Annotated in this window: 19 protein-coding genes; 10 read left to right on the top strand and 9 right to left on the bottom strand. The window is 68.7% G+C overall.

The genetic code is table 11. The annotated features are described in order from the left end of the window. The first annotated feature begins 26 nt into the window (after positions 1 to 26). On the top strand, positions 27 to 956 hold the full coding sequence (locus Q5Z10_RS02385; RefSeq protein WP_303637756.1) for an oxygenase MpaB family protein: 930 nt from the start codon (positions 27 to 29) through the stop codon (positions 954 to 956). 134 nt (positions 957 to 1090) lie between these two features. Here Q5Z10_RS02385 and Q5Z10_RS02390 read toward each other — a convergent pair whose 3' ends face one another. Further along, positions 1091 to 3202, bottom strand: coding sequence for a M13 family metallopeptidase (locus Q5Z10_RS02390; protein ID WP_303637757.1), 2112 nt, complete (start codon positions 3200 to 3202; stop codon positions 1091 to 1093). Between the two features lie 174 nt (positions 3203 to 3376). On the opposite strand from Q5Z10_RS02390, the gene Q5Z10_RS02395 reads away from it, so the two are divergent. Then, positions 3377 to 6439, top strand: a complete 3063-nt coding sequence (locus Q5Z10_RS02395) for a bifunctional diguanylate cyclase/phosphodiesterase (protein WP_303637758.1) — start codon at positions 3377 to 3379, stop codon at positions 6437 to 6439. Positions 6440 to 6529: 90 nt separating this feature from the next. On the opposite strand, the gene Q5Z10_RS02400 is transcribed toward Q5Z10_RS02395, so the two are convergent. Then, positions 6530 to 7411: a LysR family transcriptional regulator gene (locus tag Q5Z10_RS02400; RefSeq protein ID WP_303637759.1), complete on the bottom strand. Its 882-nt coding sequence runs from the start codon at positions 7409 to 7411 to the stop codon at positions 6530 to 6532. Between the two features lie 92 nt (positions 7412 to 7503). On the opposite strand from Q5Z10_RS02400, the gene Q5Z10_RS02405 reads away from it, so the two are divergent. From Q5Z10_RS02405 to Q5Z10_RS02415, 3 genes are all read left to right on the top strand, one after another. Further along, positions 7504 to 7914 carry a DoxX family protein gene (locus tag Q5Z10_RS02405; RefSeq protein ID WP_303637760.1) on the top strand — a complete coding sequence of 137 codons (411 nt, stop codon included), beginning with the start codon at positions 7504 to 7506 and terminating at the stop codon, positions 7912 to 7914. Between the two features lie 31 nt (positions 7915 to 7945). Then, on the top strand, positions 7946 to 8755 hold the full coding sequence (locus tag Q5Z10_RS02410; protein WP_303637761.1) for a dioxygenase family protein: 810 nt from the start codon (positions 7946 to 7948) through the stop codon (positions 8753 to 8755). A 207-nt stretch (positions 8756 to 8962) separates the two neighbouring features. Continuing rightward, a complete protein-coding gene (locus Q5Z10_RS02415) occupies positions 8963 to 10606 on the top strand; it encodes a Na+/H+ antiporter (protein WP_303637762.1) in 1644 nt (547 codons plus the stop codon). 101 nt (positions 10607 to 10707) lie between these two features. On the opposite strand, the gene Q5Z10_RS02420 is transcribed toward Q5Z10_RS02415, so the two are convergent. After that, entirely contained in the window at positions 10708 to 10956 is a 249-nt protein-coding gene (locus tag Q5Z10_RS02420) for a DUF3297 family protein (RefSeq protein ID WP_303637763.1), read from the bottom strand. Positions 10957 to 11045: 89 nt separating this feature from the next. Between Q5Z10_RS02420 and Q5Z10_RS02425 the strand changes: the two genes are divergently transcribed. After that, positions 11046 to 11588, top strand: a complete 543-nt coding sequence (locus Q5Z10_RS02425) for a DUF6630 family protein (RefSeq protein ID WP_303637764.1) — start codon at positions 11046 to 11048, stop codon at positions 11586 to 11588. A 46-nt stretch (positions 11589 to 11634) separates the two neighbouring features. On the opposite strand, the gene Q5Z10_RS02430 is transcribed toward Q5Z10_RS02425, so the two are convergent. From Q5Z10_RS02430 to msrB, 5 genes are all read right to left on the bottom strand, one after another. Then, on the bottom strand, positions 11635 to 11910 hold the full coding sequence (locus tag Q5Z10_RS02430; RefSeq protein WP_303637765.1) for a DUF4031 domain-containing protein: 276 nt from the start codon (positions 11908 to 11910) through the stop codon (positions 11635 to 11637). 13 nt (positions 11911 to 11923) lie between these two features. After that, positions 11924 to 12433 (bottom strand): hypothetical protein, encoded by a 510-nt coding sequence (locus tag Q5Z10_RS02435; RefSeq protein ID WP_303637766.1) that lies wholly within the window; start codon positions 12431 to 12433, stop codon positions 11924 to 11926. A 309-nt stretch (positions 12434 to 12742) separates the two neighbouring features. Next, a complete protein-coding gene (gene motB, locus Q5Z10_RS02440; protein ID WP_303637767.1) occupies positions 12743 to 13723 on the bottom strand; it encodes a flagellar motor protein MotB in 981 nt (326 codons plus the stop codon). Between the two features lie 3 nt (positions 13724 to 13726). Next, entirely contained in the window at positions 13727 to 14581 is an 855-nt protein-coding gene (gene motA, locus Q5Z10_RS02445) for a flagellar motor stator protein MotA (RefSeq protein WP_303637768.1), read from the bottom strand. Between the two features lie 91 nt (positions 14582 to 14672). Beyond that, complete coding sequence (gene msrB, locus Q5Z10_RS02450) at positions 14673 to 15140, bottom strand: peptide-methionine (R)-S-oxide reductase MsrB (RefSeq protein WP_303637769.1); 468 nt, start codon at positions 15138 to 15140, stop codon at positions 14673 to 14675. A 137-nt stretch (positions 15141 to 15277) separates the two neighbouring features. Here msrB and Q5Z10_RS02455 point away from each other — a divergent pair, with 137 nt between their 5' ends. Beyond that, positions 15278 to 15661, top strand: coding sequence for a classical arabinogalactan protein 4 (locus Q5Z10_RS02455; protein ID WP_303637770.1), 384 nt, complete (start codon positions 15278 to 15280; stop codon positions 15659 to 15661). A gap of 160 nt (positions 15662 to 15821) precedes the next feature. Continuing rightward, positions 15822 to 15977: a lana protein gene (locus Q5Z10_RS02460; RefSeq protein WP_303637771.1), complete on the top strand. Its 156-nt coding sequence runs from the start codon at positions 15822 to 15824 to the stop codon at positions 15975 to 15977. A gap of 49 nt (positions 15978 to 16026) precedes the next feature. Here Q5Z10_RS02460 and Q5Z10_RS02465 read toward each other — a convergent pair whose 3' ends face one another. Continuing rightward, complete coding sequence (locus Q5Z10_RS02465; protein ID WP_303637772.1) at positions 16027 to 16506, bottom strand: Lrp/AsnC ligand binding domain-containing protein; 480 nt, start codon at positions 16504 to 16506, stop codon at positions 16027 to 16029. Positions 16507 to 16655: 149 nt separating this feature from the next. Here Q5Z10_RS02465 and Q5Z10_RS02470 point away from each other — a divergent pair, with 149 nt between their 5' ends. Then, a complete protein-coding gene (locus Q5Z10_RS02470) occupies positions 16656 to 17960 on the top strand; it encodes a D-amino acid dehydrogenase (protein ID WP_303637773.1) in 1305 nt (434 codons plus the stop codon). Next, entirely contained in the window at positions 17939 to 19009 is a 1071-nt protein-coding gene (alr, locus tag Q5Z10_RS02475; protein WP_303637774.1) for an alanine racemase, read from the top strand. The genes Q5Z10_RS02470 and alr overlap by 22 nt, the downstream gene beginning before the upstream one ends. The last annotated feature ends 10 nt before the right edge of the window (positions 19010 to 19019 follow it).

The following is a 19019-nucleotide window of genomic DNA, read 5'->3' on the forward strand; positions in this document are numbered from 1 at the left end:
CGATTTCCCCGCCTTCTGGAGCACCGATGCCGCCGCTGCTGCAGCGCCTGTCCCGCCCCGTCACCGCGCCCATCCGGCGCTGGGTGCTCGATGCCTTTCCCCGTGGCCAGAGCGGCATCGAGTACGACCGCCCGCACGGCGATCCGGGCTGGTTCGGGCCGGACAGCGTGACCTGGCGCATGCATGCCGAGCTGCCCTCGATGCTGGCCGGCGGCCTGTGCGCGCTGATGCTGCAGACGTTGCACCCGCGTGCGCTGGCCGGCGTCTACGACCACTCCCATTTCCGCCAGGACCTGGTGGGACGCCTGCGCCGCACCACGGCCTTCGTTGCCGGCACCAGCTACGCGCCCAGCGGCGAGGTGGAGGCGCTGGTGGCAAAAGTGCGCCGCATCCACGCGCAGATCCGCGGCCAGACCGCGCAGGGCGAGCCCTATGCCGCCGATGATCCGCAACTGCTGACCTGGGTGCATGTGACCGAGGCCTTCGGTTTCCTGCAGGGCTTCCGCCGTTACGGACGCGAGGTGCCGGCGCACATCGCGGATCGCTACTACGACGAATACCGCTGCGTGGCCGAGGCGCTGGGCGCGGTGGATGTGCCACGCAGCGAAGCGGAAGTGGCGGCGTACTTCTGCGCGCGGCAGCCTGAGCTGCGCGTGGACGAACGCTCCCGCGAGGTGCTGGAGGTGTTGTCCGGCGTGCGCCTGCCGGTACCGGTGCCGGGGCTGTCGCGCGAGGTGTTCCTCGGCGCCGGTGCAGCGCTGCTGCCGGACTGGGCCGAAGGCATGCTGGAACGCAATGCGCGCCAGCGTGCGCAGGCTGCTGCGTCGGCGAAGCTGATGCAGGGCATGGCCCCGCTGTTCCGCCGCGCGCTGCCTGATGGCCTGGCCAGCCGCGCCTGCACGCGCATGGGTGTGCCGGTGGAATTGTTGCGCGAGTGGCCGGCATTGCCCGGGTAGGCGCCGACCTTGGTCGGTGCGCTTCGCCGCGGCGCCCATCCATGCCATGCGTGGATGCCGGAAAAACGCCAACCAAGGTTGGCACCTACCCATGGAAACAAAACGGGCGCCTTGCGGCGCCCGTTCCGTTTACCTCACCACACCTTGACCCGCTTGTCCGGGGCCAGGTACAGCTTCTGGCCTTCCTTCACCTCGAACGCCGGATACCAGGCGTCGATGTTGCGCACGGTCAGCGCGCGGAACTGGCCCGGTGCATGCACATCGGTCAGCAGCGAATTGCGCAGTGCCTGCTCGCGGCTCTTGCTGCGCCAGGCCTGGGCGAAGCCGAGGAAGAAGCGCTGGTCCGGGGTGAACCCTTCCAGGGTCTGGCCCGGCTTGCCCTGCAGTGACAGCTGGTAGGCGTCGTAGGCAGTCCCCAGGCCGGCCACGTCGGCGATGTTCTCGCCCAGGGTCAGCTTGCCGTTGACGTGCACACCGGGGAACGGCTCATAGCTGCTGAACTGCGCGGCCAGCGCATCCCCGGCGGCGTTGAACTGGGTGAGGTCTTCGGCGGTCCACCAGTTGTGCAGCTTGCCGGTCTCATCGAACAGCGCACCGGCATTGTCGAAGCCGTGGCTGATCTCGTGGCCGATCACCGCGCCGATCGCGCCGTAGTTCACCGCATCGTCGGCGGCACCATCGAAGAACGGCGGCTGCAGGATCGCGGCCGGGAACACCAGGCGGTTTTCCAGCGGCACGTTCATCGCATTGATGGTCTGCGGCAGCATCGCCCACTCGCTGTGGTCGACCGGCTTGCCCAGCTTGGCGATGTTGCGCTGGTACTCGAACAGTTCGGCACGCTGCGCATTGCCCAGCGGATCATCGCGGCGGATCTCCAGGCCGCTGTAGTCGCGCCACTTCTCCGGGTAACCCATGCCCACGGTCAGGCCGGCCACCTTGGCCTTGGCGCTGGCCTTGGTCTGCGGCGACATCCACGACAGCGCATCGATGCGCTTGGCGAAGGCGGCAATGATGTTCTTCGCCATCTCGTCCGCGCGCTCCTTGGTCTTCGCGTCGAAGTGCTTCTCGACGTAACGCTTGCCGATGGCCTCGCCGACGGCGTGGTTGGCATCGTCCACCGCGCGCTTCCAGCGGTCGCTCTGCTGCGGCGTGCCGCTCAGCGCGGTGCCATGGAAGGCGAAGCGGGCATCGGCGAACTTCTTCGGCAGGTACGCGGCGGCACGGTCCAGCGCGTGGAAGGCCAGGTAGTCCTTCCAGGCATCCAGCGGCTCGGTGGCGACCAGCTTGGACAGGCCGGCCACGGCCTTGGGCTGCCAGACAATGAAGTCCTGCTGCTGGCCAAGCTTGGCCGCATCCAGGAAGGCGGCCCAATCCATGCCCGGCGCCTTGGCGTTGAAATCCGCCTGGGTCCAGGGATTGGCGCCCTTGGTCACGTCATTGGTTTCTTCCTGGGTGGCGTGCGCCTGCGCGATCCGGGTTTCCAGCGCGAGGATGCGCTGCGCCTTGCCGGCCGGGTCGGCAACGCCGGCCAGCTGCAGCATCTGCGCGATGTACGCCTGGTACTGCTTGCGCAGTTCTGCCATGCGGCCGTCGCCCAGGTAGAAATCGCGGTCGGGCATGCCCAGGCCGCCCTGCACCAGGTACGGCGCGGTGCGGTCGGGCTGCAGCAGGTCCACCGATACCCACAGGCCGAACAGGCGGTCGGTGTAGAAGTTGGTGGCGTTGAGCAGGTCGACGTCGGCGCGCAGGTCGCCACCCAGGGCGCGGGCCAGGCCGGCCTTGTCGGCGATCGCCTCGATGCTCTTCAGCTGCGGCTGCACCGGTGCCAGCCCGCGCTGCTCGATGCCGGCTTCGTCCATGTAGGCGGCGTAGTAATCGCCGATCAGCTTGTCGTCACCGCTGGCCTGGCTGTTGCCGGCGGCACCTTCGAGAATGGCGCGGGTATCGGCCAGGGTCTTCTCGGCGATGACGTTGAAGCTGCCGAAACGCGAGCGATCGGCGGGGATCTCGGTGTTCTTCACCCAGCTGCCGTTGGCGAAGCCGAAGAAGTCGTCACCAGCGGTGATGCTGCGGTCCATGCCACTGGCATCGAAACCAAAGCTGCCCAGCATCGGCTTGGCGGCGGTGGGGGCCGCATCGGCCGGCGCGGTGGAGCCGGCGGCGGGCGCGGCCGGGCGGTCGCAGGCGGCCAGGGACAGGCTGGCAACGATGGCCAGTGCCAGGGTGGGGCGGCGCAGCTTGGACATGGACTTCTCTTGCGGCGGAAAACCCCAAGTCTAATCTGCGGCGGGTCGGCCGGACGCTCCGCCGTGGGCCCGCCGCTGTGCGCGATCTGGCTGAACGCGGGGCAGCGATCTTCACGCGGTCATCGGGGTGGTGCATGCTGCCCGCTGGAAGCCTGCAGCACCCCGGGGGAGGGAATGCGGGAAGGGTCGAAGCGTCAAGAATGGCGTCCGCCGGCCGCTGAGGTCGGGGATGTGGAGGAATCGTTCGCGCATGAAGCCAGCCGACTGGACAGGGAAGACCGACCGATGCCGGCGCTGAGACACGCGCTGGCCCGGCCGCTGCGTGCCATTACCTGGGGCGGGGTGGTGCTGGGCGTGCTGCTGGCGGCGGGGCTGGCGGCGATGCTGGTCAACGACTACCAGCGCCGCCTGGAAGCCGCGCAGCGGCAGACCCGCGCACTGGCGGTGGGCAGCGAGCGCCTGCTGGCGCTGGAACTGCGCAACCTGGAACGGGCGATGGGCGGCATTGCCGCCGATGCGGCCGAACTGTTCCGCTCGGTTCCCGCGCAGGCACCGGCGCTGCTGGATGCGGCCATCGCCGGTGTGCTGGGCCGGCATGCCGAGCTGCACAGCATCGTCGTGCTCGATACCTATGGCCGCGCACTGACCGCTGGCAAGGGCGATCTGCAGTTGCCGCTGTGGACCGATCCGCAGCGGCGCGGGCAGGGCAGCGCGCTGTACGTCGGCCCACCGCAGCGTGCCAGCGACGGTGGCTGGGTCGTGCCGCTGGCGTTGCCGATGGCCGGGGACCGCTGGTTGCTGGCGCGCCTGCGCTGCGGCGAACTGCAACGGATCGTCGGCGGTCTGGATGTGGGGCCCAACGGCCTGGTATCGATCAGCGATGCCGATGGCTACATGCTGGCGCGCGTGCCGGACCCGCAGGGCACGGTCGGCCGCCGCTATCAGCTGCCCGAGCGGCAGCTGCTGGGCCGGCAGGCAGTGGTCGAGCTGGGCAGCGTGGCCGGTGCGGTCGACCAGGTGGCGCGCATTTCCACCATCAGCACGCTGGAGTACAGCCCGCTGGCGGTGCAGGTCGGGCTGGCCGATGAAGATGTGCTGGCGCCGTGGTGGCCCTACCTGCAGGCGGCCATCGCCATCGTGCTGGCCTATGTGGCGGTACTGCTGGTGCTGCTGTATGCGGTGCGCCGCAGTACCCACCGCCAGCAGTCGATGGCCGAAGAGCTGCGCACCGGCCACGCCGAACTGCGCCTGGCCCACCAGGTGGGGCGGGTCTGCACCTGGTACGTGGATGAGGATGCGGCGCTGCTGCGCTGGTCGCCGCTGGCCCGCGAGATCTTCGGCATCCAGGCCGATGCGCTGCCGGTGGCCGAGTTCTTCGCCCGCGTCCATCACGACGACAGCGAGCGCCTGCAGCAGGCGTTCGACCAGGCCTTTGCCGGGACGGCGGTACTGGATGAGGAGTTCCGGCTGGTGCTGCCCGGCGGCGCGGTGCGCTGGGTGGCCGCGCGCGGGCAGCGGGTGGCGGTGGCCGACCGCCAGCGGCGCATGATCGGTGCACTGACCGACCTCAGCGAGCGCTACCAGGCGCGTGAGCAGATGCGCCAGGTCGAGCGCCGCTTCCGGTTGTTGTTTGATCGCAACCCGGCGCCGTTCTGGGTGTTCGACCCGGACACCCTGCGCTTCATCGAAGTCAACCAGGCGGCCGTGCAGCAGTACGGCTACAGCCGCGATGAATTCCTGGCGATGAGCATTCTCGACATCCGCCCGCGCGAGGGCTGGGACGAGGTCAAGGGCGCCATCGCGCAGGTGCGCAGCGGCGAGCTGCAGGACGCGGCCGTGCGTCTGCACCAGCGCAAGGATGGCACGGTGTTCGAGGTGCGGGTGCACCTGTCACAGCTGGATTTCGACGGCCAACCCGCTTGCCTGGTGCTGGCCGAGGATGTCAGCGAGCGCCTGGCCTATGAGCGCGACCTGGCCTACCACGCACGGCACAACCCGGCCACCGGTCTGCTCAACGTGCGCGCGCTGAGCGCGCAGCTGGACGAACAGGCCGGCGCGTACACGATCGCCTATGTGCAGCTGCGGGGGCTGCAGCTGGTGGCCGATACGCTGGGGCGCGAGATCGGCGATGCGGTGCTGCAGTCGATGGCCTCGCGCCTGGGGGGACTGGGGGCGCGCTTCGGGCTGCTGGCGTTCCAGCCTGCCGAGGACTTCGTGCTGGCCATCGCGCCCGGGCACAACACCCAGCGCGTGCTGGACGACCTGCTGCAGATCGTGTCGGCGCCCATGCGCGGGCAGGATTCGCTGCACCAGTTCGAACCGCGCATCGGCGTGGCGGTGCGCGCGGCCGACGCCGGCCACAGCGCCGAGCAGGTGATCGGCATGGCGGCGCAGGCCGCGCATGCTGCACGCGCCGAAGGCAACGTGGTGGCCTGGTTCGATGCGGCCGTGACCACCCGCCTGGCCGACCGCCTGCGCCTGGCTGGACGCATCCATGCGGCCATCGACAATGAGTTCGAGCTGTACTTCCAGCCGATCCGGCATGCCAGCGACGGCAGCCCGGCCGCGCTGGAGGCACTGCTGCGCTGGCCACAGGCCGACGGCAGCTTCATTCCGCCCAGCGAGTTCATCCAGCTGTGCGAGGACACCGGGCTGATCCTCGCGCTCGGGCGCTGGGTGATCCGCGCCGCGGCCCGGGCGCAACGGCGCCTGGTCGAGGCCGGCTGGGGCGAGCTGCCGATCGCAGTGAACGTATCGGCCGTGCAGTTCTTCAACAGCGACCTGGTGGCCGAGTTCACCCGCGCGCAGCAGGATTTCGGCCTGGCCCGCGGCGCGCTGCACGTGGAACTGACCGAGAGCAGCCTGATGCGCAAGCCGGCCCAGGCCCTGCAGACCATGCAGCGGCTGCATGAGCAGGGCATCAGCGTGTCGCTGGATGATTTCGGCACCGGCTATTCGAGCATGTCCTACCTGCAGCACCTGCCGCTGGACATCCTCAAGATCGACCGCAGTTTCGTCGCCGACGTGGAAACCAACCCTCGCAACGCCTCGATCTGCCGCGCGCTGCTGTCGCTGGGGCACAGCATGGGGTTGACGATCATCGCCGAAGGCGTGGAAACGCCGGGGCAGCTGGACTGGCTGGCCGCACATGGCTGCGACCAGGTGCAGGGCTATCTGCTGGGCCGTCCGGCGCCGCTGCAGCAGATCATCGATTCGCTGGATGAAGTGGCGGCCTAGGCCGCGCTCCGTGTCCGCCGGGCACGGCCCGGCGCTACCGTGTGATGGATGCGCCCGGGTAGCGCCGGGCCATGCCCGGCGGACGCACCCTTACACCCCGACGTCCACCAGATGATCGATGAAACTGCGCACCTTCGGCGCCAGGTGGCTGCGGCTGGTGTAGACGGCGAAGATGCCGATCGGGGCCGCTTGCCAGTCCGGCAGCACGCGCACCAGGCGGCCGTCGGCCAAGGCTTCCTGCAGCAGGAAGTCCGGCTGCAGGATCACGCCGAGGCCGGCGATGGCAGCTTCGCGCAGCACATCGCCGTTGTTCGCGCGCAGCACACGGGTGACCGTGACCCGCGTTTCGCCCTGCGGGCCGTGCAATGGCCACTGGTCACCGGCCGACCAGTAGCTGTAGCCCAGGCAGTCATGCGCCTGCAGATCCTGCGGGGTCTGCGGCATGCCACGGGCGGCCAGGTAGGCCGGCGCGGCGCACAGGCTGATCCGGGCCTCGCCCAGGCGCCGCGCGATCAGCGCCGGGCCGGGTTCACGGGTGATGCGGATGGCCACGTCGTAGCCTTCTTCGACCATGTCCACCAGGCGGTCGGACAATGCCAGGTCCAGCTCCACCTGCGGGTAGCGCGCGCGGTAACCGGCCAGCAGCGGGCCGAGGCGGGCGATGCCCCAGCTGACCGGGGCATTGATGCGCAGCGTTCCGGACGGTTCCAGCGCCTGCGCGCCGATGCTGGCCTCCAGTGCGTCGAACTCGGCCAGCAGGCGCACGCACTGTGCGTAATAGGCCGCACCGGTGCTGGTCGGGCTGACCCGGCGTGTCGTGCGGTGAAGCAGACGGGTGGACAGGCGCTTTTCCAGCGCGGCGACCTGGCGGGTGACCCCGGCCGTGGACAGATCGAGCGCCTGGGCCGCCGCGCTGAAGCCGTTGCGTTCGACCACGGCAACGAACACGCGCATCGCCTCGAGGGTGTCCATTGTTGCGCCTTCTGAAATAAATACGGTCGAATCATCGTATTTATCAGGCCGTGAAGGCGCAATAACCTGTGCCGGTCCCCTGGAGAACCCTCATGCACACGACCGCTGCTCCGTTGTCCCCGCTGGCCGCGTATGCCGCGACCCTGCTGCGCCTGGCGTTGGGCGTGCTGTTCCTGGTCCACGGCCTGACCAAGCTGCTGGTGTTCACTCCGGCGGGAACCGCCGCCTTCTTCGAATCGCTGGGCCTGCCCGGCGTGCTGGGTCACCTGACCATCGCCGTGGAGCTGCTGCTTGCCGCTGCGTTGCTGCTGGGCGTGTACGCGCGCTGGGTCGGCCTGGCCGGCGTGCCGCTGCTGCTGGGCACCATCATCAGCGTGCACGGTGGCAATGGCTTCAGCTTCGCCAACCCCGGCGGTGGCTGGGAGTACCCGGCATTCTGGGCGCTGGCCCTGGTCGTGCTGTTCCTGCTGGGCGATGGCCGCTGGACCCTGCGTTCGCGTTGATCGCACCCTGATTCCGCCTCTGGAGAACCTCATGCCCCGCCTGCCTTCGCTGTACATCTCGCATGGCTCGCCGATGACCGCACTGGATCCCGGCCAGGTCGGCGAGCGTCTGGCCGACCTGGGCCGCGCGCTGCCGCCGGCGCGGGCGATCGTCATCGCCTCGGCGCACTGGCTGGGACGGCAACCGCGTGTGGGTGCGCACCCGCAACCGCCCACGATCCATGACTTCGGTGGCTTTCCGCGCGAACTGTTCGAGCTGCAGTACCCGGCCAAGGGCGATCCGGCGCTGGCTGAAGATGTGGCCGGCCGCATCGCCGCCGCGGGCCTGCCGGTAGCGCTCGATCCGCAGCGCGGTCTCGACCACGGCGCGTGGGTACCGTTGCGGCTGCTGCGCCCGCAGGCCGATATCCCGGTGGTGCCGGTGTCGATCCAGCCGATGCTGGGGCCGCGGCATCAGTTCGCGCTGGGGCGCGCGCTGGCGCCGCTGCGCGAACAGGGCGTGCTGCTGATCGGCTCGGGCAGCATCACCCACAACCTGCACGACTGGGGCAACTACGCACAGGGCAGGGAAGCACCGTACGTGCGCCCCTTCATCGACTGGGTGGAGCAGCGGCTGGCGGCAGATGACGCCGACGCGCTGTTCGACTACCGCCGCCAGGCGCCGTTCGCCGAACGTGCGCACCCCACCGACGAGCATCTGTTGCCGTTGTACTTCGCGATGGGCGCAGCGGGCGAGGCGGGCTTCGGTGCGCGGCGCATCGATGCCGGTATCGACGCCGGCTTCCTGGCGATGGACATCTATCGCTTCGACGGCGCCGCCGGCGCGCACGGCGTGGGATGAACGCGTCGCGGCCGCCGCGGCCGGGCGTGGCCCAGCGGCGGCGCGGCCGGCGGCAGCCGCTGGCCGGGAACCCGGCGCGTTTGCTGTCGCTCGCCTGACGCGCATTCACATCGGCGGCCGCAGCGGTGGCGCGCTGTGATAAGTTTTTTTCCAGTCTCCGGCGCATCCCGGTTACACGGGCCCCACGCGCCGCTTCCTGGAAGAAGCATGCACACCATCGAAGTCGTCCTGGCGATGCTGGTGGCCGTTGTTGCCAGCGGTTACCTGGTCCGCGTCCTGCCGTTCTCATTGCCGTTGCCACTGGTGCAGATCGGCCTGGGCGCGGTGATCGCCGGTGTCTTCAATCGTGGCCACGCACTGGAACCGGAAGTGTTCTTCCTGCTGTTCCTGCCCCCGCTGCTGTTCCTCGATGGCTGGCGCATACCCAAGCAGGGCCTGTTCCGCGACAAGGGCGCGATCCTCGAACTGGCGTTTGGCCTGGTGGTGTTCACCGTGATCGGTGCCGGCCTGCTCATCCACTGGATGATTCCGGTGATGCCGCTGGCGGTGTGCTTCGCGCTGGCGGCGATCGTATCGCCGACCGATCCGGTCGCGGTCGGCGCGATCGCATCGAAGGCGCCGATCCCCAAGCGCCTGATGCATATCCTGGAAGGTGAGTCGCTGCTCAACGATGCGTCCGGCCTGGTCTGCTTCCGCTTTGCGGTGGCAGCGGTGATGACCGGCACCTTCTCGCTGGCCACTGCCTCGCTGACCTTCCTGTGGGTGGCGGTGGCCGGCCTGGCGGTCGGCGTGGCGGTCACCTTGGGTGTGTCCACCTTCCAGCGCTGGCTGTGGCGCCGTTTCGGCGAAGACCCCGGCGCGGCGATGCTGGTCAACCTGCTGATCCCCTTCGCGGCCTACCTGCTGGCCGAAGAAATCAACGCGTCCGGGATCCTGGCGGCAGTCGCCGCCGGCATCTCGATGAGCTACGTGGAAATGACCGGCCGCGTCTCCGGCAGCATGCGCGTGCAGCGTGCCGGGGTCTGGAACATGCTGCAGTTCAGCTTCAACGGCATCATGTTCGTGCTGCTGGGCGAGCAGCTGCCGGGCATCGTCGAACGTGCCACCACCACCATGAACGAGTCCGGCCACCAGAGCGCCTGGTGGCTGCTGGTGTACGTGCTGGTGATCAACGCCACGCTGATCGCGCTGCGCCTGTTGTGGGTGTGGCTGTCGCTGCGCTGGAACCTGCTGCGGGCCCGGCGCCGCGGGCTGGAGCACGGCGAGGCACCGAACTGGCGCATCGTGGTGGCCACCTCGGTGGCCGGCGTGCGCGGCGCGATCACGCTGGCGGGTGTGCTGACACTGCCGTTGTTCCTGCCGGACGGCAGCCCGTTCCCGGCGCGCGACCTGGTGATCTTCCTGGCTGCGGCCGTCATCCTGTTCTCGCTGGTCGGCGCCAGCGTGGCCCTGCCACAGCTGCTGAAAGGCCTGCAGCTGCCGGCCGATTCGGGCGAGCGCAAGGAAGAGGACCTGGCCCGCAAGCTGTCCTCGAAGGCGGCACTGGCCGGCGTGGAGCGCATGCGCCAGCAGCTGGTGCTGAACCAGAACACCGAGAACGTGCAGCTGTACAACGACGCTGCCTCGCGGGTGAGCCTGCTGTACCAGCGCCACCTGGACCGCGACAACCCGGACGTGGACCCGGAGAAGGTCAACCGGATGGAGCTGGGCTATCGGCAGCTGCGCAGTGCCGGCCTCACCGCTGAACGCGAGGAACTGTTCCGGCTGACCCGGCGCGGGGTGATCTCCGATGAGATCTCGCGGCGCCTGATCCGCAACCTGGACCTGCTGGAATCGCGCAAGCGCGAATGACCCTGACATGTAGAGTCGAGCCATGCTCGACTGCTTCTGGCGCGGGGTCATGAACCCGGAACCGAAAGCAGTCGAGCATGGCTCGACTCTACAAGAGCCTGTTATTCCGGGTTCTGGTCCAGGAAGTACGCCTCGACCTTGCCCTTGACCTTGATGGTCATCGGGTTGCCGCGACGGTCGCGGGCCTTGCCGGCCTGCACGCGGATCCAGCCTTCGCTGACCGAGTATTCCTCGACGTTGTCACGCTCGACGTCGTTGAAACGCACGCCAACGCCGCGCTCCAGGGCCTGCGCGTCATGGAACGGGCTGGCCGGGTTGATGGCCAGGTGGTCGGGAGGGGTATCGCTCATCGCTTCATTCACAGTGACGGCCACCACGGCCGGCTTCAGCGGTACAGGATAAACCGTAGAATGCCGACCTGCCCCAAGGAGTGCCCGCCATGCCCGACAACAGCGACTATTTCGACTTCGAGGAAGACGCCCACGATTTCGACGAGGACGACTTCGAGGCGCGGGTCTGGAACCTGCTGGTGCTGATCAACCCTGGCGACGAGGAGCTGGCGCTGCAGCAGTTCAACCGCTGGCGCGAGCGCCTGGTCGAGGACGGCCAGCCGCTGGAGGCCGACAGCGACTGGCTGCCGGCGCTGTTCACCGCCATCGCCTGGCAGTCCGGTTTCGAGGTCGAGCGTGATGACCTGGAATCGCTGCAGTCAGCGGTGAACGAGCTGTCGGCGCGTTTCAACCTGCAGCCGGACTGGGGCGGTGACCTGGACGATGAGGATTTCGCTGCGGACCTGGACGGTGTGCAGCTGATGGGCACCGCCTTCGATCGCCTGCGCGAGCACAACTACACGCTGTGGAGCGTGGATGCCGGCAACGACGGCTTCAGCGGCTGGATGGCGCTGACCCGCGATGACGATGCGCTGCTAGCCCTGTGCTCGTTGCTGAACGTCGAAGTGCGGCTGGGCAGCGATCCGTTCTGAGATTGATCGGTAGCGCCGGGCCATGCCCGGCGGACACACGGCGAGCCTACGGCCGGTACTGCGCCCGTGCGTTGGCGATCACCGCCTTCACCAGTTCGCGGTCGGTATGCCGGGAAATGGCGCGTGCGCCCAGCGCGATGGCCTGCGCGCGCAGCTCTGCAGTGACGTCGTAGTGCGCGCCGCTGGCCTTGTTCTGGAAGGCCCGCGGGGGAATGCCGAGCTGCGCCGCCATCGCGTGCAGCTCGGCCAGGGTATCGGCCATCAGGTGCGCCCAGCGCTGGCCGCGCCAGGGATGCACCGCGTCATCGACGTAGACCGACACCGCCGCGGCCGGATCAGGCCTGCGGCTTGCCGTCGGCGTCGGTGGCCGTAGCGGCGTCGGCGTCGGCAGCGCCGTCGGCGTCTGCGGTTTCCGCGACGGCCTCGGCTTCCGCCGCTTCGCCGTCAACGGCGTCTTCGCCTTCCACCGTGGCGAACTCGGCGACCAGCGTGTCCAGATACGCCTCGGCGGTCTGGCCGGCTTCCGCGGCCAGGGTGTCGAGCAGCTTCTGCATCAGCTCGGAGTATTCCAGGGTGACCTTGCGGCCTTCGGCTTCCTGCACGTTGGACAGGTGCTTGAGCATGGCCAGCATCGGCACCGGGTTTTCGGCGTTGCCCATGGTCTGGCCGCCGATCGCCAGCAGCCACTCACGGCCCTGCAGGCCGATGGCGGCCACGACCTGGCCGTCCTCGTTGGTCAGCACGGCATGGTTCTGCACCTGCTGCTGGGCGTTCAGGCGCAGGAACGGGCGCTTGGCCTGCTGCTTCTTGCGCTTGTCGCGCTTGGCCTTGGAGTTCTGGGACATGGGGTGGGGTCACCTGGAAACGGAAAGACCGCCATTGTACTGGGTGACGCGCAGTGCGCTCGCCGGGCACGGCCCGGCGCTACCGGAATGCAATGCCCCGTGCTCGCCGGGCATGGCCCGGCGCTACCGGAATGCAATGCCCCGCGCTCGCCGGGCATGGCCCGGCGCTACCGGAATGCAATGCCCCGTGCTCGCCGGGCACGGCCCGGCGCTACCGGAATGCAGCGCCCCGTGCTCGCCGGGCATGGTCCGGCGCTACCGGAATGCAGCGCCCCAAGGTAGCGCCGGGCCATGCCCGGCGGAGACCGGTCAGGGGTCAGAGCTCTTTCCGGGGGAAAGGGCTCCGGCCCCGCTCGCGGCTTCACCCTGCGCCGCCCTTACATCCGGGTCCACGGTGGTCGCCGACAGTCCGACCTGCGGCCCGGCGCCGGCCAGCGCGGCCTCTTCTGCGGCCTGGGTCATCACCACGATGCTGATGCGGCGGTTGATCGGGTTCTGCGGGTCGGCGCGGTCGAACAGCACCGACGACGACAGGCCGACCACGCGGGTGATCTTGCTGTCTTCCAGGCCGCCATCGATCAGCGCGCGGCGCGCGGCATTGGCGCGGTCGGCACTCAGTTCCCAGTTGCCGTAGCCGCGTGCGGCCGTGTAGGCGGTAATGTCGGTGTGGCCGGTCAGGCTGATCCGGTTCGGCACATGGTTCAGGTATTCGGACAGCTCGTGCAGGATCTGCTGCGTGTACGGCTTCAGGGTCGCGCTGCCGAGGTCGAACATCGGCCGGTTCTGCTTGTCCACGATCTGGATGCGCAGGCCTTCCGGGGTCAGGTCCAGCAGCAGCTGGTCCTTGAACGGCTCCAGTGCCTGGCTGCGGCTGATCGCCTCCTGCAGTTCCTTCATCAGGGCTTCCAGCTGCTGCTTGTCGCGCTGCTGCTCGTCCACCGGTTGCGGGATCGCCTTCTGCTGGTTCTGGAAGGGATCGTTGCTGTTGCCGCGCGAGACATCGGTGGCACCGCCGAGCTTGATCATCGAGGTGCTGGCACCACCGGGGCCGGCCATGCCCGGCGCCGGCGTGGCACTGGATCCGACCAGCGGGCTGGGGTTGCGGAAGTACTCGGAAATGGCCGCGCGCTCAGGCTTGCTGGTGCTGGCCATCAGCCATAGCACCAGGAAGAAGGCCATCATCGCGGTCACGAAGTCGGCATAGGCAACCTTCCACGACCCGCCGTGGTGGGCGGCATGGCCGCCCTTCCTGACGCGGCGGACGATGACAGTGGGCTTGGTCTCGGCCATGGCTTACTTGACCGTCTTCAGGTGCTGCTCGAAATCGGAGAACGCCGGGCGCACGTTCGACGGCAGCGTCTTGCGGGCGAATTCCAGCGCGATCTTCGGGTTGTAGCCACGCAGGCAGGCCAGCAGTGCGGTCTTCACCGACTCGTAGATGCGGCTGTCCTGTTCGGCGCGCGCTTCCATCGCCGCTGCCATCGGTCCGACGAAGCCATAGCCGAGCAGGATGCCGAGGAAGGTACCGACCAGCGCGCCGGCGACGTGGCCACCGACCTCGACGATGTCGCCGCCGATCGAGCCCATGGTGATGACGATGCCCAGCACCGCCGCGACGATGCCGAAACCGGGCAGGCCGTCGGCCACCTTGGTCAGCACCTGCGAGGGGGCCATCGCTTCGGCGTGGTGCTTTTCCAGCTCCAGCTCCAGCAGCGGTTCCAGTTCGTGCGGCTCGATGTTGCTGCCGATCATCAGGCGCAGGCAGTCGGTGATGAAGTCGACCAGGTGGTGGTCGGCCTGCACCTTGGGATAGTTGGCGAACAGCGCGCTTTCGGCCGGGCGCTCGACGTGGTCTTCCAGGGCCATGAAGCCCTCGCGGCGCGCCTTGTTGAGCAGTTCGTAGAGCAGGCTGAGGACATCGATGTAGTCCTGCTGCTTGTAGCGCGGGCCCTTGAACACGCCGACCATGGCCTGCAGGGTCTGCTTGACCGTCTTGGCCGGGGTGCCGACCAGGAACGCGCCCAGGGCGGCGCCACCAATGATGACCAGTTCGTAGGGCTGCCACAGCGCGCCCAGGCGGCCGTGTGCGCCGAGGTAGCCGCCCAGCACGCTGATGATGACGACCAGGAATCCAACGATGATGAGCATGGCGCGACGCAAGGAGGGGGGATATCCCCTTGTCGGCCCGGCACCGGGATTTCTGAAGAGCGGATTGTGTGAAGTCGGTCGGCGGGGGTGTTCAGTCCGCCGTGCCGGTCTCGGCGCCGCCGCGCTGCAGCGGATTGGGCCACGGCTCACCCTGGCCGGTGAAGGAAAGTGAGACGGAATTCAGGCAGTGGCGCTCGAAGGTGGGCGGCGGGCCGTCCGGGAACACGTGGCCCAGGTGGCTGCCACAGCGGGCGCAGGTGATCTCGGTACGGACCATGCCGTGGCTGGTGTCGCGGATCTCGCGCACGTGGGCCGGGTCGTAGGGCGCGAAGAAGCTGGGCCAGCCGGTGCCGGAATCGAACTTGGTGCTGGAGCGGAACAGCGGCAGCGCGCACAGGCGGCAGCAGTAGACGCCTTCGCGCTTGTTGTCGAGGAACACCCCGCAGAACGGTGCTTCGGTGCCGTGCTGCAGCAGCACGCGACGCTCTTCGGCGCTGAGGCCGGCAACCAGCGCATCGGTCTGGGCGGCAGTGGGGGGCGTCAGATCGAAAGCGGTCATGCCGGCTCTCCGTGGGTGTGGCCTGGGATGCCGGCAGAGATGGGGGTGCCGGCGCCGGCTTGCAAGTGTGATGGCCGTTCATGGCCGGCACACAGCGGCAGGCGCATGGTGGGGACGATCCACGCCGGAGCGTGCCCATGAAACCCCGTCTTGCCCTGCTGCTGTCCGCGCTGCTGCCCCTGGTTGCCCAGGCGCAGGTTGGCGCGCCGGACCCCACCGCGACCCGTGGCGGTACCCGCGTCGCGCCCACCACCACCCCGGCACCGCCGCCGGCGCGTTCCCAGCCCCAGCCACAGGCAGTGCCGTCGGTCCAGCCGGTGCAGCCCGCACAGCCGATCCGTTCCACCGGCCCGGCCCAGATCACCCCGACCCCGGCCGCGACGCTGCCCGACAAGGTCTATGACCGTAATGGCCGCATCGTGCCCGGGGTGAAGCCGGTGGGGCCCAACCGCGTGTTCGATTCGCGTACCGGCCGCTATCACGACAGCGTGCCGACCGGCAACGGGCAGCAGATCCGGTAGCGCACTGCTGCCCACGTCCGGCGCCTGAACGTCCGAAAACCGCTACCGCCGTGCACGCTGCGCGTCACTGCTTTTTCGCCTGCGTTTAACCGCCGCCGGACCACCGTGGCGCTGCGTCGGCAACGGCTGGCGCCTGTCCTTCGTCTCCTGGATCACGCTCATGAAGAACCCGCAGACCCGTCATCCCGGCAAGGAAGCGCAGCACCGCGCGCCGCAGGAACCGCAGCGCCAGCAACAACAGCAGCAGCAACCGAACGACGCGGCGCAGAAGAAGGGGGCCCGGCAGGGCTCGATGAAGCAGCCGCAGCAGCGCTGACCGCAACACCAGCACGGCCAGAGCCCGCAGCGCGGGTGCTGGCCCGTGCTCAGTCAGGGATCGGCAACGTCCAGGTCTCCTTGACCTCTTCCATCACGATGTAGCTCTTCGACTCGCGCACATGCGGCAGGGTCAGCAGGGTGCTGCCGAGCAGCTTGCGGTAGCTGGCCATTTCACTGATGCGGGCCTTGAGCAGGTAGTCGAAATCGCCCGACACCAGATGGCATTCCAGCACGTTGGGCAGCTTCAACGCCGCTCGCCGGAACTCCTCGAAGATGTCGCCGGACTTGTAGGCCAGGCTGATCTCCACGAACACCAGCAGGCTGGCCTTCAACGCCGATGGGTCCAGGTGGGCGTGGTAGCCGGTGATCACCCCTTCGCGCTCGAGCCGGCGCACGCGCTCGGTGCACGGGGTGGTGGACAGGCCGACCCGTTCGCCCAGTTCGGTGAAGGAAATGCGGCCTTCACCCTGCAGGATGCGCAGGATCCTGCGATCGATCTTGTCCAGTTCGCGGGGGCGGGTGGCCATGGCCGTCAACCTCGAGGAATGAATCTCAGGGAAACATCCTGCCTGTGTTGCGGAAATCAGGCAAATCATCTGGGAATGGAAGAATATACTTCCCCGATTATGGTCCCGGCGTGCTCAAACGCAGGGAATGATCGGGTTGGAGAATTCCCATGCGAGTCCTAGTTCTCGGCAGCGGCGTGATCGGCACCACCAGTGCCTGGTACCTGCGACAGGCCGGGTTTGACGTCACCGTGATCGACCGCCAGCCCGGCCCGGCGCTGGAGACCAGTTTCGCCAATGCCGGCCAGCTGTCGTTCGGCTACACCTCGCCGTGGGCGGCGCCGGGCGTGCCGAAGAAGGCGATCGGCTGGCTGTTTGAAAAGCACGCGCCGCTGGCGATCAAGCCGGGCATGGACCTGGCCCAGTACCGCTGGCTGTGGCAGATGCTGCGCAACTGCACCCATGAGCGCTACGCGATCAACAAGGCGCGCATGGTGCGCATGTCCGAGTACAGCCGCGACTGCCTGAACGAGCTGCGCGCGCAGATCGGCATCCAGTTCGAGGGGCGCGACCTGGGCACCACCCAGTTGTTCCGCACCCAGCAGCAGCTGGACGCTTCGGCCCAGGACATCGAGATCCTGGCCCAGTACGGCGTGCCCTACGAAGTGCTGGACCGCGCCGGCATCATCCAGGCCGAACCCGCCCTGGCCCACGTCGACGGCCTGGTCGGCGCACTGCGCCTGCCGCGTGACCAGACCGGCGACTGCCAGCTGTTCACCCGTCGCCTGGCGCAGATGGCGGCCGAGGCCGGCGTGGAATTCCGCTACGACCAGGACATCACCGGCCTCGAGTTCGACGGCGACCGCATCACCGGCGTGCGCGTTGGCGGCACGCTGGAAACCGCGGACCGCTTCGTGGTGGCGCTGGGCAGCTATTCGCCCGGCCTGGTCGCGCCGCTGGGCATGCGCCTGCCGGTGTACCCGCTGAAGGGCTATTCGTTGACGCTGCCGATCACCGATCCGGCGATGGCGCCCACCTCGACGATTCTCGACGAGAGCTACAAGGTGGCGGTGACCCGTTTCGACAACCGCATCCGCGTGGGTGGCATGGCCGAAGTGGCCGGCTTCGACCTGTCGCTGTCGCCGCGGCGCCGCGAAACGCTGGAGCTGGTGGTGCGCGACCTGTACCCGAAGGGCGGCGACCTGGCCAAGGCCGAGTTCTGGACCGGCCTGCGCCCGGCCACCCCGGACGGCACGCCGGTGATCGGTGCGACGCCGTTCCGCAACCTGTACCTCAACACCGGCCACGGCACCCTGGGCTGGACCATGGCGTGCGGCTCCGGCCGCTACCTGGCCGACCTGATGAGTGCGCGCCAGCCGCAGATCAGCACCGAAGGCCTGGACATCTTCCGCTACGGCCAGTACCGCCAGGCCCCGCAACATGAGAACCGCACATGCGTCCTGCCCGCGCGCTGATCGACCTGGGCGCATTGCGCAGCAACTACCGCCTGGCCCGTGAGCTGGGCGGCGGCAAGGCGCTGGCGATCATCAAGGCCGATGCCTACGGCCACGGTGCGGTGCGCTGCGCACAGGCGCTGGAAGGCGAGGCCGATGGCTTTGGCGTAGCCACGATCGAAGAAGCGCTGGAACTGCGCCAGGCCGGCATCCAGGCGCCGATCCTGCTGCTGGAAGGCATCTTCGAGCCCAGCGACATGGCGCTGGTGGCCGCCCATGACCTGTGGTTCTCGGTGGGATCGCCCTGGCAGCTGGAAGCGCTGGCCGCGTTCGACAGCCCGCGCCCGCTGACGGTGTGGCTGAAGCTGGACAGCGGCATGCACCGCCTGGGCCTGGACGTCGCCGGTTTCCGCGCCGCGCATGCGCGGTTGTCGGCGCTGCCGCAGGTTGAACGCATCGTGATGATGACCCACCTGGCACGCGCCGATGAACTCGACAGCGAGCGCACCCACCAGCAGGCCTCGACCTTCGCCGAAGCCATCGCGGGGCTGGAGGGCGAGACCAGCGTGTGCAACTCGCCCGCGCTGCTGGGCTGGCCGGATGTGCGCAGCGACTGGGTACGCCCGGGCCTGATGCTGTATGGCGCCAACCCGCTGCCCGAGACCAGCGCGGTCACCGCGCGCCTGCGCCCGGTGATGACGATGCAGTCGCGGGTGATTGCCGAACGCTGGATCGAGGCCGGTGAGCCGGTGGGATACGGCGCGCGCTTCGTGGCCAAGGCGCGCACACATGTGGGCGTGGTCGCGCTGGGCTATGCGGACGGGTATCCGCAGTTCGCGCCCAATGGCACGCCGGTGCTGATCGATGGGCAGCCCGGCGCGCTGATCGGCCGGGTGTCGATGGACATGCTGACCGTGGACCTGAGTGCGCACCCGCAGGCCGGCGTCGGCAGCGTGGTGGAGCTGTGGGGCAGCGCCCCGACCCTGGCCGAACTGGCGCCGCGCTGCGGTGTCAGCGCCTACCAGCTGCCGTGCGGCGTCAAGCGCGTGGCCAGGGTGTACGCCGATTGACGTGCCGCCG

Source organism: Stenotrophomonas sp. 704A1 (assembly GCF_030549525.1).
Lineage (GTDB): Bacteria > Pseudomonadota > Gammaproteobacteria > Xanthomonadales > Xanthomonadaceae > Stenotrophomonas > Stenotrophomonas tuberculopleuritidis.

Excerpts from the sequence above, each read along its gene's own strand:
- Q5Z10_RS02385 (WP_303637756.1), top strand. The coding sequence starts at position 27 with ATGCCGCCGCTGCTGCAGCGCCTGTCCCGCCCCGTCACCGCGCCCATC.
- Q5Z10_RS02390 (WP_303637757.1), bottom strand. The coding sequence starts at position 3,202 with ATGTCCAAGCTGCGCCGCCCCACCCTGGCACTGGCCATCGTTGCCAGC.
- Q5Z10_RS02395 (WP_303637758.1), top strand. The coding sequence starts at position 3,377 with ATGCGGGAAGGGTCGAAGCGTCAAGAATGGCGTCCGCCGGCCGCTGAG.
- Q5Z10_RS02400 (WP_303637759.1), bottom strand. The coding sequence starts at position 7,411 with ATGGACACCCTCGAGGCGATGCGCGTGTTCGTTGCCGTGGTCGAACGC.
- Q5Z10_RS02405 (WP_303637760.1), top strand. The coding sequence starts at position 7,504 with ATGCACACGACCGCTGCTCCGTTGTCCCCGCTGGCCGCGTATGCCGCG.
- Q5Z10_RS02410 (WP_303637761.1), top strand. The coding sequence starts at position 7,946 with ATGCCCCGCCTGCCTTCGCTGTACATCTCGCATGGCTCGCCGATGACC.
- Q5Z10_RS02415 (WP_303637762.1), top strand. The coding sequence starts at position 8,963 with ATGCACACCATCGAAGTCGTCCTGGCGATGCTGGTGGCCGTTGTTGCC.
- Q5Z10_RS02420 (WP_303637763.1), bottom strand. The coding sequence starts at position 10,956 with ATGAGCGATACCCCTCCCGACCACCTGGCCATCAACCCGGCCAGCCCG.
- Q5Z10_RS02425 (WP_303637764.1), top strand. The coding sequence starts at position 11,046 with ATGCCCGACAACAGCGACTATTTCGACTTCGAGGAAGACGCCCACGAT.
- Q5Z10_RS02435 (WP_303637766.1), bottom strand. The coding sequence starts at position 12,433 with ATGTCCCAGAACTCCAAGGCCAAGCGCGACAAGCGCAAGAAGCAGCAG.
- motB (WP_303637767.1), bottom strand. The coding sequence starts at position 13,723 with ATGGCCGAGACCAAGCCCACTGTCATCGTCCGCCGCGTCAGGAAGGGC.
- motA (WP_303637768.1), bottom strand. The coding sequence starts at position 14,581 with ATGCTCATCATCGTTGGATTCCTGGTCGTCATCATCAGCGTGCTGGGC.
- msrB (WP_303637769.1), bottom strand. The coding sequence starts at position 15,140 with ATGACCGCTTTCGATCTGACGCCCCCCACTGCCGCCCAGACCGATGCG.
- Q5Z10_RS02455 (WP_303637770.1), top strand. The coding sequence starts at position 15,278 with ATGAAACCCCGTCTTGCCCTGCTGCTGTCCGCGCTGCTGCCCCTGGTT.
- Q5Z10_RS02460 (WP_303637771.1), top strand. The coding sequence starts at position 15,822 with ATGAAGAACCCGCAGACCCGTCATCCCGGCAAGGAAGCGCAGCACCGC.
- Q5Z10_RS02465 (WP_303637772.1), bottom strand. The coding sequence starts at position 16,506 with ATGGCCACCCGCCCCCGCGAACTGGACAAGATCGATCGCAGGATCCTG.
- Q5Z10_RS02470 (WP_303637773.1), top strand. The coding sequence starts at position 16,656 with ATGCGAGTCCTAGTTCTCGGCAGCGGCGTGATCGGCACCACCAGTGCC.
- alr (WP_303637774.1), top strand. The coding sequence starts at position 17,939 with ATGCGTCCTGCCCGCGCGCTGATCGACCTGGGCGCATTGCGCAGCAAC.